This is a genomic window from Ferribacterium limneticum (assembly GCF_020510625.1).
Taxonomy (GTDB): domain Bacteria; phylum Pseudomonadota; class Gammaproteobacteria; order Burkholderiales; family Rhodocyclaceae; genus Azonexus; species Azonexus limneticus_A.
The window spans coordinates 4,135,173-4,149,805 of the sequence record NZ_CP075191.1 but is presented as its reverse complement, the minus strand read 5'-3'; the positions used below and the strand labels follow the sequence as shown (position 1 = coordinate 4,149,805).

The following is a 14,633-nucleotide window of genomic DNA, read 5'->3' as shown; positions in this document are numbered from 1 at the left end:
TTGTCTTGGCCGTAAAATTGACACTTTTTGAACTTGCCATGAATAATCTGCCGATTCCCGCTCCGGAGGCCCTGGCCCACAGCCAGCGTTTGCACCAGGCCATCGTGGACGAAATTGCTGCGTCGGGCGGCTGGATATCGTTTGCCCGCTTCATGGAGTTGGTGCTCTACGCGCCTGGCCTTGGTTATTACACCGCCGGGGCGCGCAAGTTTGGGGCGGCGGGAGATTTCGTCACTTCGCCGGAAATGACCCCCCTGTTCGGACAGGCGCTGGCTCGCCAGGTGGCTCAGGTGATGAGCGAGTCGGCGCCGGTGGTATTGGAGGTGGGGGCCGGCTCCGGGCGTCTGGCTGCAGACCTCTTGCTGGCGCTTGAGCACTCGAAGCAGTTACCCGAACGCTATTTCATTCTCGATCTCTCCGCCGACCTGCGCCAGCGCCAGCAGCAGACGATAGCCGACGCCGCACCGCATCTGCTGAGCCGGGTCGAATGGCTGGATCGTTTGCCCGAGGCTTTCTCGGGCGTGGTTGTGGCCAACGAGTTGCTCGATGCAATGCCGGCGCATGTTGTCGCCTGGCGCGAGCATGGCATTTTCGATCGTGGTGTGGCCATGGACGCGGCCGGGCATTTCATTTGGAGCGAACGTCCGGCCACGGGCGCCCTGCTCGCTGCAGCCGAGGAAATCGGCGCGCAATGCAGTCTGCCCCCCGGCTTCGAGAGCGAAATCAGTCTGGCCGTCCGGGCCTGGGCCGCGGAATGGGGGCATCGCCTGGAAAAAGGCGCCCTGTTACTGATCGATTACGGTTTTCCCCGTCGCGAGTTCTATCACCAGCAACGCGGTCGCGGCACGCTGATGTGCCATTACCGCCACCATGCCCATCCCGATCCCTTCTACCTGCCGGGCCTGCAGGACGTTACGGTACATGTTGATTTCACGGCGGTGATTGCGGCGGCTCATGCGGCCGGGCTGGATTTGCTTGGCTACACGAACCAGGGGCAGTTTCTGCTCAACTGCGGGATTCTGGATCGCCTGGCCGACATTCCCAATGGCACCCCGGCCTATATCCGTGCAACCGGGGCGGTCAATACGCTATTGATGCCCCATGAGATGGGCGAGCTGTTCAAGGTGATTGCCATCGGTCGTGGCATTGATAACGACTTGTGCGGTTTTGCCAGCGGCGACCAGGGCTGGCGCCTGTAACGATCAGCGCTTGGCCAGCTCGCGGAAACGGTTGGGCTGGCCGAGGACAAGGCGGCCGAAATCATCGAGCAGGGCCTGATCGACAAAATGCGGATTCACCGTGAACACAGCGCTACCCAGTCGTTCCAGATTGCGTGTTTCGAGCAGGATCACTCCTTTGCTGAAATCGGCTCGCCAACGGGCGCTGACACTGACGTCACTGCGAATATCGAACTCGGCGCGCTCGACGTAGCTGCGCTCATTCTTGAATTCCTTGCAGGTAAACGGCAGGCCGAAATCGAACAGCGTGGTCCGGAATCGTTCGACCGAAGGACCATCGCGCTCTATGCACAGCGAACCGGGGCCTTTCAGGTGGTAGGAAAAAGTGACCAGTTCGACCAGCGCCCCGGCGCTCTGGCTTTGCGTCCGGTAATCGGCAAAGCCTTCCTGCCACTCCAATCGGTTCAGGACATATTTCTCGATCAGCGGGTAGTCGCGCGGGATGCCGGGTTTGACGATATTGAGTTGCTGGACCAGTTCGTGCAGGTAGAAAAACAGATGCTTCAGCGCCTGGTCGATGGCCTCGTTGGTTGAGGTGCGTTCCGCCAGGGCACTGTGAATTTCGCGCTGGCGTACTTCGGCCTGCTGGCGCAACTGGTCGAGCAGGCTGGTGCCGGCTTCCGGGTTGATCACCGGTGGTGCGACCGGGGTATCTTGTGCCACTGGCGCCGGTTTTTCGGGAGAGAAAGTCGCCGTCTTGCCGGGGGCGATTTCTGGGAAGACCAGCGTCGGGTCAGCCATCCCGGCACCGGAATTGGCCAGATATTCGCGCTTGGCACGGCGCTCGGCTGCGTCGAGATCAAAATTCTCGATATCGGCAAGCAGGGAGGCTTCCAGTTCCTCAATATCCTGTGCCGTGCCGGATTTGCGTTCGCGTTTGGCACGGATCGCTTCGGCAATGGCGGACAGTGGACCGGCGTTTTTGGAATTACTCATTGATTTATCAAATAGGTCGACTACACTTCGTTAATAATGTGTCCTATTTAAAGCGAGCGCAAGATGGATATTGCTTCTGTAAGCAGTTTGACGACGGCCCTGTCGCAGGCAAAGACTGGTGATGCTGTTGGTACGCTGGTACTCAAGAAGGCGATGGATATTCAGGCGCAGAACGCCCTGCAGTTGTTGCAGGCAGTGCCGCAGGTGGCGAGCAATCCGCCAAATCTCGGCAACAGCATCGACGTCAAGGCCTGAGTTCTTCCAGCCAGTCCCGCAAGGTGGCCGCCACGAGCGGCCATTCCTTTTCGTGGGTGACGGCATGGCCCATGTTGCGGAAAATGTGGGCATGCTGGCCATAGGTGTTGGCCGTGGTCTGGACCAGGAAGGCGGGTACCAGGACGTCATCTTCGGCGCCGAGGATCAGCATCGGCGGCTTGTGCATGGCGTAGAGGTTGGGCAGGCTGAACATCGACATGTCCCACAGGGCGCGATGCGATTCCGGTTGCATCCGGCTCAGCCAGGCGGCAAGCATCGCTTCGTCGACTTCGCCGGCAAACAGCGTTTCACGCAGCGTGCCGGTGTCGGTGTATTTGCCGTCCATGATCTGATTGATTTCCTGGAACAGCTGCGGCTTGTTGAACATCAGATGGAATTGCGAGGCAATCAAACCTTGCGGCGGGACCGAACAAACCAACGCAACAGCCGCGGCCTGGCGGTGTTCCAGGTATTTCTGGACGACGAAACCGCCCATTGAATGGCCGATCAGGACAGGTGGCTCACCCAGCCAGTCGACGACAGTTTTGACGTCATCGACGTAATCGGCCACCGAATGTGAATCCATGTGCTCCCTGCCCGCACTGCCCCCGTGGCCGCGCAGCGACAGGGCGTAGCAGGGATAGCCCGCCTTGGCGAGAAAAGGCATGAAGGTTTCGGTCCACATCCAGCCGCCGGCGAAGGCACCGTGCACGAACAGCAGCGCGGGCTTGGTGGACTGGCGGGCCGGCAGGCAGGAGAAGACTTCGAGGCCTTCGACAATCTGAGTTTTTAGCATGAGGGTCTGTTCGGGGCGAGGCGTGATTTAATGCGGCTTTCACCCTGCGGTGCAAGGCAAATGCTGAAGTGGATTCTGACGCTGGTGGTGGCGATTTTCCTGCTGGGCATCATTGGCCCGCATCTGGCGCGTTTCATTCGTTTCGGCAAATTGCCGGGCGATTTCGCTTTTCGATTTCGCGGTCGAGACTACACGTTTCCGGTCGCGACCACGATCATTTTTTCATTGCTGCTCTGGCTGCTCTCCAGAGTCATTTAGCAGCTGTTTGATCGCATGAACGCGCGCGGCGTGAATGCGCTCGGGGATTTTGGTTTTGTTGGCACAGCCGGCTGCAATTTCACCGGCATTCAGGCTGGTGACGGCCGCCAGGGCGCCCAAAAGAAATTGTGGGCTGTCGTAGCGGCGGTTTTCCCAGCCCAGGCGACCGGTGAAGTCGCACAGACAGGCATCGAGCAATTGCCGGAAGCGTTCCGGCCGGCGCAGCGCATCGGTCTTTTCAAACAGCGTGACGATGGTGCTGGCCTTGAGGTCGGCAACCCGATGGACATTGCCGTGATAGCGGGCCATCAGCAGCGCGAGATCGCGGCAGTCGTTGGGAACCCGCAGACGGGCGCACAGTTGCTCGGTCAGGCGGACACTACGTTCTTCGTGGCCGAGGTGGCGCGGCAGGATGTCGGCCGGCGTTTCCGCCTTGCCGAGATCGTGGGTTAGCGCAGCGAAGCGCACCGGCAAAACGAAATCGCGTTGTGCTGATTGGTCGACAACCATCATCGTATGAATGCCGGTGTCGATTTCCGGGTGGTAATCGGCGCGTTGCGGGATGCCGAACAGCTTGTCCACTTCCGGCAGCAGGCGCGCCAGGGCGCCGCAGTCGCGCAGCACTTCGAACATCCGTGATGGTTTCTTCTCCATCAAGCCCTTGGCCAGTTCTTGCCAGACGCGTTCAGCGACCAGGTGATCGACCTCGCCGCTGACCACCATGCTGCGCATCAGGGCCAAGGTTTCGGGTGCCACCGAGAAGTCGCTGAAACGAGCAGCAAAACGGGCAATACGCAGGATGCGGACCGGGTCTTCGGCAAAGGCCGGGCCGACGTGACGGAGCGTTTTGCTGGCCAGGTCTTGCTGGCCGTTAAAGGGGTCGACCAGCGATCCATCGGCCGCCCGGGCCATCGCATTGATGGTCAGGTCGCGGCGGGCGAGGTCTTCTTCGAGGGTGACATCGGCGGCCGCGTGAAAGGTGAAGCCGTGATAGCCGCGGCCGGTCTTGCGCTCGGTACGGGCCAGCGCGTATTCGTCGTGCGTTTTGGGATGCAGGAAGACCGGGAAATCCTTGCCAACCGGCCGGAAACCCTGCGCCAGCATGGTTTCCGGGGTGGCGCCGACGACGACGTAGTCGCAGTCAGTATTGGGCCGACCGAGCAGTTCGTCACGGACGGCGCCGCCGACGATGTATATCTGCACGGACGGTCGGTGCAGTTTTAGCGGCCGGCGCGGAAGCGGAAGCTGTCGAGCTTGCCCTTCGGCGTGTTGAGCGCGATGTAGGTCGGCGCGATCGATTCGAGGGCGGTCGGGCGCCAGTTGGTCGGCGCATTCCAGCTACCTTCGCAAACGCTGTCGATTTCCATCGAGCGCAGATTGTCCGGCGACATCATCGGTTGCGGAGCCAGCCACATCAGGCCGGCCTGCAGGTAGGCCCAGCCTTCGGACAGCGGGATGACCGTGGCGGTGCTGCCGGTTAGTTCCTTGGTGTAGTCGACCAGTTCGCGCAGCGTGTAGATCTTCGGGCCGACCAGTTCGTAGGCCTGGCCGAAAGTGGCAGAGTTGCCAAGGCTGTCGACGAAGGCATCAGCCACATCGGCGGCCCATACCGGCTGGAAGCGGGCATGGCCGAAGCCGAGCGGGAAGAACGGCACCTTCTTCAAGACCGAGGCGAACATGGACAGGAAGGAGTCGCCAAGGCCGAAAATGACCGACGGACGGAAAACGGTGACATCCAGCTCGCCCTGGGCGGCCATCACGATGGCTTCGCCATCGCCCTTGGAGCGCAGGTATTCGGACGGGCCCTTGGGATCGGCGTGGAGGGCGCTCATATGGACCAGGCGACGGACGCCGCTGGCCTTGCAGGCGGCGATGATCTTCTTCGGCAGTTCGACGTGGGCCTGGGCGAAATCGCGGCTGTAGGGCAGGACGACATCGCGACTGTGCAGGATGCCGACCAGGTTGATCACGGCATCGTGACCACGCATCAGTTCGGTCAGGGTCTTTTCGCAGCTGATGTCGGCTTCCGGCATTTCGATGCCCGGCTGCATGATCAGCGCCTTGGTGCGCTCACGGCGACGCGTCGGTACGGTGACTTCGATGCCGCGCTGCGACAGGCGATTGGCAATGTAGGTACCGACGAAACCGCTACCCCCCAGCAGCAAGACCTTTTTGATGTCCATTTGGAACCCCGGAAACTTGATTCGTAAAAGTTGAATTTTAAGGCAATTTGGCGATTTCCGGGCGAGCGAATGGCTCGTCGGGCGGCGCTAGTCCGGATCAGCGCGCCTGGCTTTTTCTCAGCGCCTGAGTCGCCGCCTGATCGAACAGGGAGAGGCTGGAACTGATGCTGGCGTCCCCCTCGCGCAACTGTCGCTCGAGGATGGCCGGGTGAATGGCGATGGCCAGACCGGCGTCCGGGTTGATCAGCAAGGCCCGCCGGCTATTCGGGCTGATCTGGCAGACATGGCCGAGACGGGATTCGCCATTGGGCAGCGTGAACGAAAGCCAGTCGCCCACGGCGCAAGCAGCCGGGCGCGAGGATGGCGCTTCGAACTCGGCAAAATCCAGCGTGGCAAGGGTCAGTTGCGCGGCGCGAATTTCGCCGACCAGCACCTGCCCGGAAGCGGTTTTCAGGCCAGTGGCGAGAATTTCGGCCGCCGGATCGACGGCCGGCGCGGCAGCGGGCGCAGCGCGCAAGGCCTGAGTCTGGAGCTTGAAGCAATCGTCGAGGAAAGCCTCCTGTTCCGGGGCCGGCAACTGGATGCTTTCCATGCCGTTCTTCAGAACCTTGAGGATGACAGGCAGGCGTTGGGCCAGGGCCTTGCGGTCATCGCCGGCGGTTTTCGGCAGGAAGGACCAGAGCAGGCCGTCGACGGCCGCCGTGTGTTCGCGCCACTGCGGGCTGTCCAGGCCGTGCTCGCTGCCGACTTGCCGCAGCACGCGGCGCCAGACCCGGTCGAGGAAGCCACCGATGGCCTCCGGCGGATTGCTGTCGAGCGCCTTGGCGATGGTTTCGCCGACCTGGATCGCCGTCTTGTCGCGGTCGTCGAGTTGAGCCAGCAGAGGCAAATAGTTCATCCCCTCGGCAGCCAGCCCGCGGTGTCGTTCGGCGATGACTGCATCGATTTCGGTCAGTGCCTTTTCGAACCCCGCCTTGTCGACGCCCGGCTCGGCGCGCAACGCGGAGGCCAGTTTGAACAGGCGGGTGCAGACGGGATGACGGGCCGGCACATCGAGCGGCAACCCGAGTACGGCTTGCCGCATGTGATCGAGGAGCAGTCGAGCCGGATGCGTGGCATCGGTGAACAGGCTGTTGTCCTTCATCGCGACCTTGAGCAGCTTGATCTGCAGGCTGGAAATCGCCGCCTTCAGGGCATCGGGCAAGTCTGGATCGTCGAAGATGGCTTCGAAAATCATCGCCAGGGTGTCAATGGCCAGACTTTCGTTGGCACTTTTCGGGATGCCGAGCTCGGCCGAGCGGATGATTTTCGGCGCTTGTGGGGCCGAACTGTCGCCAAACAGCTCGGGGATCAGCGTTTCATTGCTCAGGCTGCCCCCGGCAAAGGTCGGCGGGCCGGCCCGGCCCATGCGTTCCAGCGCTTCGAGGCGGAACATCAGTTGTTCGAGCGAAGTCTGATTCAGCAGGCTGGCTACCGCACCGCCACCCGTAGTGGCGCCGCCGCCGGCAGGGGCCGCCGGGAGGTGGGCGAACAGGGCTTGTTGCAGCGCCAGCAAGGCGTTTTCCGCCTTGAGTGGCGCCTCTTTCAAGGCCGCCGGGCTTTCCGAGGCGCCCACGATACTCGGCTGGGCCGTTCCGATGCCGCCGCGTTCGAGGAAGTCGTTCAACTCGGCATAAAGGGCCGGCAAATTCTCGCGCAGGCAGCTTTCGAAACGGTCGAGCAGTGCCAGCTTCTGTTCGATGCTGCTGGCCCCCGCCGCCGCAAACATCGCGCTCAAGCCCTGGCTGATCCCCTTCGGGCCGAGCGGATTGTCGGTTTTCGGCAGATCCGGGCGGCGCAGCAGGGTGATGAAGCGCAAGTGGAGCTTCCACAGGCCGCCACCAGTGGATTCGAACAGCCCGGCTGTCAGGTTGTCGAGGCGGATGCCAAGTTCGAGATCGTCTTCGCCGAGCAGTGTGATGCGCGAAGCGGTCAGGCCATGCGCTTCGTCGGCAAAGCTGCCGCGTCGGTTGCTGGCCACCACTTCGTCAAAGTAGGCGCCGGCACCTTCCTGGATGGCCGCGATGGCGTTGCCTGAAACGAGGCCGCTTGCCTGCAGCAAGGCGCCAAGGCGCTTGAGGAAAAGCGCCCGGCAGTCGCGCAGGATTTCAAAGGTATCGGCGTGTAGGGCCATGGCGATTAAGGTAGATCGGCGTCTTTGGGCGCATCGGCGGTGCGAGCGCCGATGGTGCCCAGGCGAGCCTTTAGTGAATCGGGTTTGCCGTTGAAGATGGCCGAATAATAGACGGCGTTGCTCATCACCTTCTTGACGTAGTCGCGGGTTTCGCTGAACGGAATGGTCTCGGCGTAGATGGCGCCTTCCAGCGGGCGGTCGGCCCGCCATTTCTTGGCCCGGCCGGGGCCGGCGTTGTAGGCGGCCGAAGCCAGCACCGGGTGGTTGTCGAGGTTTTCCATGACTAGCCGCATGTAGCTGGTGCCGAGCAGGACATTGGTTTCGGTATCGTTGACGCGGCCATGGCTGAAATCGCGCAGGCCGATCTTCTTGGCCACCCACTTGGCCGTGGCCGGCATCAACTGCATCAGGCCGGAAGCGCCGACGTTCGATTTGGCGCTGGTGATGAAACGGCTTTCCTGGCGCATCAGGCCGTAGACCCAGGCGTCGTCGAGCGACTGATTCTGGGCGGCCGGGCGGACGGTCTCGCCGTAGGGGGAGAGGAAGCGCAGCGTGTAATCGTGTTCGTTCTTGGTTCGGTCAGCCGTGTTGATGGCGCGGTCCCAGATCTGGTTGCGCTTGGCGAGGTTGGCAGCAGCGAGCAATTCGCGGTCTTCCATGCCGCGCAGCACCCAGTTCCATTCCTTGACTGCCTCGGTTCGCAGGTCGACGCGGAAGAAAGCCAGGGCGCGGCGGATGCCGGGATTATCCTGGGCCGCCCTTTGTTCTTCGGCGGTGGTGGCCTGGGCTTTGGGCGGCGGGAGCACGGTACGGCCGAGTTCTTCGTCGGCCAGGTTGCCGTAGAAATTGGGCTGGCCGGCGATCTTCTCGAACAGGGCATTGCCTTCGGTGGTCCGGCCACCGGCGTGCAGCGAACGGCCCAGCCAGTAGGTCCATTCCGGTAACGCGGCCAGGGTCGGCGGCATGGCCTGGATGGTATCGCGGACGATGCCCCACTCCTGGGCGCGCAGGGCGGCGCGCACCTTCCATTGAGCGCCTTCATCCGAAAGTGCGGTCTTGCCGGCCTTGGCGTACCAATCGACGGTTTCGGACAGGTGTTTCTTGGCGCCCTGCAGGGCGATCTGGCTCCAGGCCCACTGGCGCTCGGAATCCTGCAGCTTGCCCTTGATCTTTTCCAGCTCGTCGGCGGCAACGCGCGGGTCGTTGGTGGCCAGGCGCTGGATGGCAAAGGCAGCAAGCTCGCGCCCTGCCCGGCTGTTGTTCCAGTTGCCCGGCTGGCGGACGAGGTAGCTCATTGCGCTGCTGACGGCGCTGTCGAGCGAGCGGCTGTCCGGCATCTGGCTGTCCGGCAGGTAATTCAGTGTCGTTTTCGTCCAGCTCGGGCGATTGGCTTCAAGCTGGCGCCGGGCGCGGGCCCAGACATCGTCGGCGGTCATCTTCTGGCTGGCGACCAGCGCATCGAGAATCGGTCGGCAGGGTTCCGGCGGTTCGAGCATGGTCAGCCAGAGCTTCTCGGCTTCGGCCAGAACGCTGCGGTCATCACGCGCCAGACGGGCCTGCTGGTTGTAGCAGGTGACATCCGGTTCGGGGGCGAGCAGTTTGGGAAACTCGGTTTCCACTTCGTTCCACGCTGCACGCTTGCCGAGGAAGCGGATCCAGTCGGCGCGCAGCTTTTCGGCCACGTAGCTGCCTTCGTTGCGTTGCAGGAAATCGCGCAGATTGTTGGGGTCGCCCTTGTCCATCCACATGCGCAGCCGATAGCTCTCGGCATACGGCGCCAGTTCGTGGTTGCCGAGCTGGCTGCTGGCCCGTTCCAGCTTGTTGATATCGCCGGCCCGGAAGGCGTCACGGGCGGTCAGGAAGGCCGTATCGTTGCCTTGGGCGAACAAGGAAGACGAAAGCGCGAGGCTGGCGAGGAGGACTGGAAACTTCATGCTAGATTACTGTGATGCGAGAAGCGAACGAGGATAACACGGCCTGGCGCCGGGCATTGCGGCGCGAGATGGTGGCGCGCCGGGCGGCGTTGAGCGATGCCGAGCATGACGCGCTGTCAGCACGCATCGTCGAGCAGGTGCTGGTCGCTTTGCCGACCCCGCGCGTGTTCGCTTTTTGCTGGCCGATCAAGCATGAGCCGGACGTGCGGGCGGTCGTCGAACGCTGGGCGGCGCGTGGCGTGCAGGCAGCTTTGCCGGTGGTGGTGGCTGAAGATACAGCGCTGGCTTTTCGTCTGTGGACGCCGGAAACGGTGCTGGAGGCCGACCGCTATGGCATCCCGACGCCGATGAGCGGTGATTTCGTGGTGCCTGACCTGATTCTGTTGCCGCTGAATGGCTTCGACGGGGCCGGTTATCGGCTGGGCTACGGCGGCGGTTACTTCGACCGGACGCTGGCCACCCTCTCCCCTCGCCCGCTGGCGGTGGGCGTCGGCTTCGAGGTCAATCGGCTGGAGAGCATCCGGCCGGAAAGCCATGATCAGCGGCTGGACTGGATCGTCACCGAAGCCGGTGCGTTCAGGCTCGGCGCCTGAAACCGTAGATTCCCAGCGCAAAAAACAACGAGGCCAGAGCGACCAGCACGGCCTGCCGAGTGTCGTAGAGGCCGGTGCGCAGGGCCAGTTCCAGCGTGTAGCCATGGTGCAGGGCCAGCGGCATCGAGCCGATGGCCATCGCCAGCCACGACCAGCGCAGGCCGCGATCGAGCGTGTTGCGCAGATAGCCCTCTATGGCCAGGGCGAGCACAAAAATCTGGACGACCATGGCGGCCAGCAGCGTGAACAGGGTCAGCGTGTAGGCGTTCATGCGGCGCGACAGGCGTTGGTGAAGCGTTGGAGAGCCTCGTCCAGCGTGCTTCTCGGGCAGCCGAAATTGAGGCGTAGCCAGCCCGGTGCGCCAAAGTCGGCACCGTCGGAGAGGCCAAGGCCATGCGCTTCGAAATGCGCGGCCGGGTTGGCCAGGCCAAGTTCGCGGACATCAATCCAGGCCAGATAGGTGGCCTCGACCCGTTGCATCCTGGCGCCGTTTGCCGCGTTAACCGTGGCCTGAACCCGATCACGGTTGCCGGCCAGATAGGCGATCAGCTCGCGATGCCAGTCGCCGCAGTCGCGGTAGGCCGCTTCGCAGGCGGCCAGACCGAGCACATTCACGTGCGGCACGATGCCGTGCATGGCGTGCTCGAAGCGGTGGCGCAATCTGGCATCGGGAATCACCGCGAAAGCGCAGCCGAGGCCGGGGATGTTGAAGGTCTTTGATGGCGCCATCAGCGTGATGCTGCGTTTGGCCGCTGCCGGCGACAGGCTGGCGAACGGGATGTGCCGCTTGTCGGCGTCGAGGATCAGGCCGCAGTGGATTTCGTCGGAACAGACGATCAGGTCGTTTGCTTCGGCAAAGGCGGCCAGTTCCAGCAGCTCGGCCCGGCTCCAGCAGCGGCCGACCGGGTTGTGCGGGTGGCAGAGCAGGAACAATTTTGTGGCCGGCGTCGTCGCCTGTTGCAGCGCCGACTGGTCCCAGACCCAGCCTTGATCAGCGCACGCCAGCTCGACGCGGTTCAGCTGGCGGCCGGAAAAATGCGGCGCCGACAGGAATGGCGGGTAGATCGGGGTTGCGGTCAGCACCTCGCCATCGACGGCCCGGCAGGCGACGTTCAGGCCGGTGACCAGTCCCGGCAGCCAGACGATCCATTCCGGCTCAATGCGCCATTCGTACTCGCTCTCAAGGTGAGTGAGCACTGACTCGGTTAGTGATGGCCATGGGCCGCCGTAGCCGAAAACGCCGTGCTCGATCCGTCGGTGCAGGGTTTCGATGACGGCCGGCGGCGCGGCAAAATCCATATCCGCCACCCACAGTGGCAGGACATCGCGACCGGCGTACTTGCCCCATTTGATGGAGTCGGAGGTACGGCGGTCGATGGGGGTGTCGAAGCGACTCATGCCGGCGCTCCTCCAGTCATTCCCGCGTAGGCGGGAATCCAGGACAGCGGGCACGGTTTTCGGAACATCCCTGGATTCCCGCTTTTGCGGGAATGACGATGGGGGCTCAAACTTCTAGATGCTGATAGAGCGCCGTCGACAGATAGCGCTCGCCGAAGGAGGGAATGATCACCACGATCAGCTTGCCGGCGTTTTCCGGCCGCTTGGCCAATTCCAGCGCGGCCCAGGTGGCGGCACCGGAGGAAATGCCGACCAGCAGGCCCTCTTCCGTGGCCATGCGGCGAGCGATGGCGAAGGCGTCGTCGTTCTTGACGCGAATCACCTCGTCGTAAACCGTCGTGTTCAGCACGCCCGGCACGAAGCCGGCGCCGATGCCCTGAATCGGGTGCGGACCCTTCTGGCCGCCGGAGAGCACCGGCGAGGCATCCGGTTCGACCGCGACGATCTTGACGCCCGGCTTCTTCGCCTTCAGTGCTTCACCAACGCCGGTGATCGTGCCGCCGGTACCGACGCCGGAAACGAAAATATCGACCTGGCCATCGGTATCGCGCCAGATTTCCTCGGCCGTCGTGTTGCGGTGGATTTCCGGGTTGGCCGGGTTCTCAAATTGTTGCGGCACAAAGTATTTCGGGTCGCTGTCGGCCAGTGCCTGGGCCTTGGCGATGGCGCCGCCCATGCCTTCCGGGCCGGGCGTCAGGATCAGTTCGGCGCCATAGGCCTTCAACAGCAGCTTGCGTTCGCGGCTCATGGTTTCCGGCATCACGAAAGCGGTCTTGATGCCGCGGGCGGCACAGACCATGGCGAGACCGATGCCGGTATTGCCCGAGGTTGGCTCGAGCACGACGGTATCCGGGCCGATCTTGCCGGCCGCAATGGCGGCATCGAGCATGGAAACGGCGATCCGGTCCTTGACGCTGTGGCCGGGATTGAAGAATTCGAGTTTGGCCGCGATGGTCGCGACGGCGCCTTCGGTGACGCGGTTGAGCTTGACCAGCGGCGTGTTGCCGACCAGTTCGGTGACGTTGTTGGCGATTTTCATGGACGGGCTCCAGACGAAGACAGAGGATTGTAGGGGTTTCTTGCCCCCTTGTGGGTTGGGCGGCAGGCGCTGGCCGGTGGGCCGAACAGGTGCCCCTGGCCCAGGTCGGCGCCGCTGGCCTGGGCTGAGTGGAAGGTGGCGCCATCGTTGATTCCGGCGATCTCAATCAGCGTTCCGACCAAATGTGCCGAGGCGCACACGGCCGGGTCAGCCGTGGCGATACGCAGGATGTCCGGCTGCAAGGCCAGGACGGCCGGCAGGGCCAAGGCCTGCTCCGGTTCGCGCAGTGCCAGCCGGTAGCCGCGCTGGCGGTAGTTGGCCAGGGCCTGCGCACCTTGGCCGCTCAGGTCGATTTCAGTGAGGTCGATATCGAGCACGATGTCAGCCGGTCCCAGCCCGCAGCGCTTGAGAATGGCCTCGTACACCAGGCCGTGCTGGTTGCTGACCGCCTGCAGGTGGCGCGGATGGACCGCGACCTGCAGGTAGCCGCCGGTGTGCTGTTGCTGGGCGAGGAAGTTGAGGGCATGCAGGGTACGGCTCAGGCGGTCGAGATGGACGACCGCCGTCCCGCTCTCGCAACTGGCAAACGGGGCATCGGCGGGCAATGCCAGGCCATCGGCGCGGCGCACGGTCAGGCTGGCCTGATGGCCCACCACCCGCTCGGCGCGCAAGTCTACGATCGGCTGAAACAGCGAGCCCAGGTGCAGGCCACCGTGCCAGGCTTCGACGCGGTCGCCGGCCACGTACAGCGTGCTGTCGCCGGCCGTGTCGGCCGCATTGAAATAACGAATCAGGTCTTCGACGGGCATGGTGCTGTTACTTCTTCAGGTAGATCTGGTCAAAGCTGCCACCATCGGCGAAGTGGGCTTTTTGCGCCTTCTGCCACCCGCCGAAGGTGTCGTCGATAGTGACCAACTTGAGCTTGGGAAAGTTCGCTGCGTATTTCGCCGCCACCTTGGCATCGCGCGGCCGGTAATAGTGCTTGGCGGCGATGTTCTGGCCGTCTTCCGAATACAGGTAATCGAGGTAAGCCTGTGCCGTCAGCCGCGTGCCGCGCTTCTCGACCACCTTGTCCACTACGGCGACCGGTGGTTCGGCGAGGATGGACAGGCTGGGGGCGACGATCTCGAACTTGTCCTTGCCGATTTCATTGACCGCCAGCTGCGCCTCGTTTTCCCAGGCGATCAGCACGTCGCCGAGGCCGCGTTCGACAAAGGTGGTGGTCGAACCACGGGCGCCGGAATCGAGCACCGGCACGTTCTTGAAAATGCCGGTGACCAGTTCCTTCGCCTTTTGTTCATTGCCGCCCGGCTGCTTCAGCGCCCAGGCCCAGGCGGCGAGGTAGTTCCAGCGGGCGCCGCCAGAAGTCTTCGGATTGGGTGTAATCACGCCGACGCCCGGCCTGGCCAGATCGCCCCAATCCTTGATGTTCTTCGGGTTGCCCTTGCGCACCAGAAAAACGATGGTCGAGGTGTAGGGCGAAGAGTTGTGCGGGAAGCGCGTCTGCCAGTCAGCCGGGATCAGCTTGCGTTCGACCAGCGCGTCGATGTCGTAAGCCAGCGCCAGCGTCACCACGTCAGCCTCCAGACCATCGCGCACCGCCATCGCCTGCTTGCCCGAGCCGCCGTGCGACTGGCGGAAGTTGATCACCTGCCCGGTTTTCGCCTGCCAGTGCTTGGCAAAGGCGGCGTTGTAATCCTTGTACAGCTCGCGGGTCGGGTCATAGGAGACGTTGAGCAGCGAAGTCTGAGCGATGGCGCTGCTGATGCCGATGGCGACGGACAAGGCTGAAACGAAGGCAAATTTGCGCATGGGGCACTCCAGTCATTT

General features: G+C 63.1%; 15 protein-coding genes. 4 read left to right on the top strand and 11 right to left on the bottom strand.

Annotated elements, in window-relative coordinates:
* The first annotated feature begins 38 nt into the window (after window positions 1-38).
* Complete coding sequence (locus tag KI617_RS19955; protein WP_226449337.1) at window positions 39-1,199, top strand: class I SAM-dependent methyltransferase; 1,161 nt, start codon at window positions 39-41, stop codon at window positions 1,197-1,199.
* Between the two features lie 3 nt (window positions 1,200-1,202).
* On the opposite strand, the gene KI617_RS19950 is transcribed toward KI617_RS19955, so the two are convergent.
* The gene (locus KI617_RS19950; RefSeq protein WP_226449336.1) at window positions 1,203-2,174 is read right to left on the bottom strand and encodes a hypothetical protein; all 972 of its coding nucleotides are present in this window, start codon (window positions 2,172-2,174) and stop codon (window positions 1,203-1,205) included.
* Between the two features lie 63 nt (window positions 2,175-2,237).
* On the opposite strand from KI617_RS19950, the gene KI617_RS19945 reads away from it, so the two are divergent.
* Window positions 2,238-2,429: a YjfB family protein gene (locus KI617_RS19945; protein ID WP_226449335.1), complete on the top strand. Its 192-nt coding sequence runs from the start codon at window positions 2,238-2,240 to the stop codon at window positions 2,427-2,429.
* Here the strand turns inward: KI617_RS19945 and KI617_RS19940 are convergent.
* Complete coding sequence (locus KI617_RS19940; RefSeq protein WP_226449334.1) at window positions 2,419-3,225, bottom strand: alpha/beta hydrolase; 807 nt, start codon at window positions 3,223-3,225, stop codon at window positions 2,419-2,421. The two genes, KI617_RS19945 and KI617_RS19940, sit on opposite strands and share 11 nt — an antisense overlap.
* Window positions 3,226-3,285: 60 nt before the next feature.
* Here KI617_RS19940 and KI617_RS19935 point away from each other — a divergent pair, with 60 nt between their 5' ends.
* Entirely contained in the window at window positions 3,286-3,483 is a 198-nt protein-coding gene (locus KI617_RS19935) for a DUF2905 domain-containing protein (RefSeq protein ID WP_226449333.1), read from the top strand.
* On the opposite strand, the gene KI617_RS19930 is transcribed toward KI617_RS19935, so the two are convergent.
* The 4 genes from KI617_RS19930 to KI617_RS19915 form a co-directional block, all read right to left on the bottom strand.
* Window positions 3,448-4,686 carry a multifunctional CCA addition/repair protein gene (locus KI617_RS19930; RefSeq protein ID WP_226449331.1) on the bottom strand — a complete coding sequence of 413 codons (1,239 nt, stop codon included), beginning with the start codon at window positions 4,684-4,686 and terminating at the stop codon, window positions 3,448-3,450. The genes KI617_RS19935 and KI617_RS19930 overlap by 36 nt on opposite strands.
* A gap of 17 nt (window positions 4,687-4,703) precedes the next feature.
* Window positions 4,704-5,666, bottom strand: coding sequence for a complex I NDUFA9 subunit family protein (locus KI617_RS19925; protein WP_226449329.1), 963 nt, complete (start codon window positions 5,664-5,666; stop codon window positions 4,704-4,706).
* Window positions 5,667-5,763: 97 nt separating this feature from the next.
* Window positions 5,764-7,839 (bottom strand): DUF1631 family protein, encoded by a 2,076-nt coding sequence (locus KI617_RS19920; protein WP_226449327.1) that lies wholly within the window; start codon window positions 7,837-7,839, stop codon window positions 5,764-5,766.
* 5 nt (window positions 7,840-7,844) lie between these two features.
* Window positions 7,845-9,773 carry a lytic transglycosylase domain-containing protein gene (locus tag KI617_RS19915; protein ID WP_226449325.1) on the bottom strand — a complete coding sequence of 643 codons (1,929 nt, stop codon included), beginning with the start codon at window positions 9,771-9,773 and terminating at the stop codon, window positions 7,845-7,847.
* A 14-nt stretch (window positions 9,774-9,787) separates the two neighbouring features.
* On the opposite strand from KI617_RS19915, the gene KI617_RS19910 reads away from it, so the two are divergent.
* Window positions 9,788-10,366 (top strand): 5-formyltetrahydrofolate cyclo-ligase, encoded by a 579-nt coding sequence (locus KI617_RS19910; RefSeq protein ID WP_226449324.1) that lies wholly within the window; start codon window positions 9,788-9,790, stop codon window positions 10,364-10,366.
* On the opposite strand, the gene KI617_RS19905 is transcribed toward KI617_RS19910, so the two are convergent.
* The 5 genes from KI617_RS19905 to KI617_RS19885 form a co-directional block, all read right to left on the bottom strand.
* Window positions 10,350-10,637, bottom strand: coding sequence for a hypothetical protein (locus tag KI617_RS19905; protein ID WP_226449322.1), 288 nt, complete (start codon window positions 10,635-10,637; stop codon window positions 10,350-10,352). The two genes, KI617_RS19910 and KI617_RS19905, sit on opposite strands and share 17 nt — an antisense overlap.
* Window positions 10,634-11,764 carry a MalY/PatB family protein gene (locus KI617_RS19900; RefSeq protein ID WP_226449320.1) on the bottom strand — a complete coding sequence of 377 codons (1,131 nt, stop codon included), beginning with the start codon at window positions 11,762-11,764 and terminating at the stop codon, window positions 10,634-10,636. The genes KI617_RS19905 and KI617_RS19900 overlap by 4 nt, the downstream gene beginning before the upstream one ends.
* A gap of 106 nt (window positions 11,765-11,870) precedes the next feature.
* On the bottom strand, window positions 11,871-12,803 hold the full coding sequence (gene cysK / locus KI617_RS19895) for a cysteine synthase A (protein ID WP_226449318.1): 933 nt from the start codon (window positions 12,801-12,803) through the stop codon (window positions 11,871-11,873).
* Window positions 12,800-13,612, bottom strand: a complete 813-nt coding sequence (locus KI617_RS19890) for an EAL domain-containing protein (RefSeq protein ID WP_226449316.1) — start codon at window positions 13,610-13,612, stop codon at window positions 12,800-12,802. The genes cysK and KI617_RS19890 overlap by 4 nt, the downstream gene beginning before the upstream one ends.
* Window positions 13,613-13,619: 7 nt before the next feature.
* A complete protein-coding gene (locus KI617_RS19885; RefSeq protein ID WP_226449314.1) occupies window positions 13,620-14,615 on the bottom strand; it encodes a sulfate ABC transporter substrate-binding protein in 996 nt (331 codons plus the stop codon).
* Window positions 14,616-14,633: the final 18 nt, after the last annotated feature.

What these genes read in the sequence shown, in the direction of transcription:
- KI617_RS19955 (WP_226449337.1), top strand. Translation starts at nt 39, where the DNA reads ATGAATAATCTGCCGATTCCCGCTCCGGAGGCCCTGGCCCACAGCCAG.
- KI617_RS19950 (WP_226449336.1), bottom strand. Translation starts at nt 2,174, where the DNA reads ATGAGTAATTCCAAAAACGCCGGTCCACTGTCCGCCATTGCCGAAGCG.
- KI617_RS19945 (WP_226449335.1), top strand. Translation starts at nt 2,238, where the DNA reads ATGGATATTGCTTCTGTAAGCAGTTTGACGACGGCCCTGTCGCAGGCA.
- KI617_RS19940 (WP_226449334.1), bottom strand. Translation starts at nt 3,225, where the DNA reads ATGCTAAAAACTCAGATTGTCGAAGGCCTCGAAGTCTTCTCCTGCCTG.
- KI617_RS19935 (WP_226449333.1), top strand. Translation starts at nt 3,286, where the DNA reads ATGCTGAAGTGGATTCTGACGCTGGTGGTGGCGATTTTCCTGCTGGGC.
- KI617_RS19925 (WP_226449329.1), bottom strand. Translation starts at nt 5,666, where the DNA reads ATGGACATCAAAAAGGTCTTGCTGCTGGGGGGTAGCGGTTTCGTCGGT.
- KI617_RS19920 (WP_226449327.1), bottom strand. Translation starts at nt 7,839, where the DNA reads ATGGCCCTACACGCCGATACCTTTGAAATCCTGCGCGACTGCCGGGCG.
- KI617_RS19915 (WP_226449325.1), bottom strand. Translation starts at nt 9,773, where the DNA reads ATGAAGTTTCCAGTCCTCCTCGCCAGCCTCGCGCTTTCGTCTTCCTTG.
- KI617_RS19910 (WP_226449324.1), top strand. Translation starts at nt 9,788, where the DNA reads ATGCGAGAAGCGAACGAGGATAACACGGCCTGGCGCCGGGCATTGCGG.
- KI617_RS19905 (WP_226449322.1), bottom strand. Translation starts at nt 10,637, where the DNA reads ATGAACGCCTACACGCTGACCCTGTTCACGCTGCTGGCCGCCATGGTC.
- KI617_RS19900 (WP_226449320.1), bottom strand. Translation starts at nt 11,764, where the DNA reads ATGAGTCGCTTCGACACCCCCATCGACCGCCGTACCTCCGACTCCATC.
- cysK (WP_226449318.1), bottom strand. Translation starts at nt 12,803, where the DNA reads ATGAAAATCGCCAACAACGTCACCGAACTGGTCGGCAACACGCCGCTG.
- KI617_RS19890 (WP_226449316.1), bottom strand. Translation starts at nt 13,612, where the DNA reads ATGCCCGTCGAAGACCTGATTCGTTATTTCAATGCGGCCGACACGGCC.
- KI617_RS19885 (WP_226449314.1), bottom strand. Translation starts at nt 14,615, where the DNA reads ATGCGCAAATTTGCCTTCGTTTCAGCCTTGTCCGTCGCCATCGGCATC.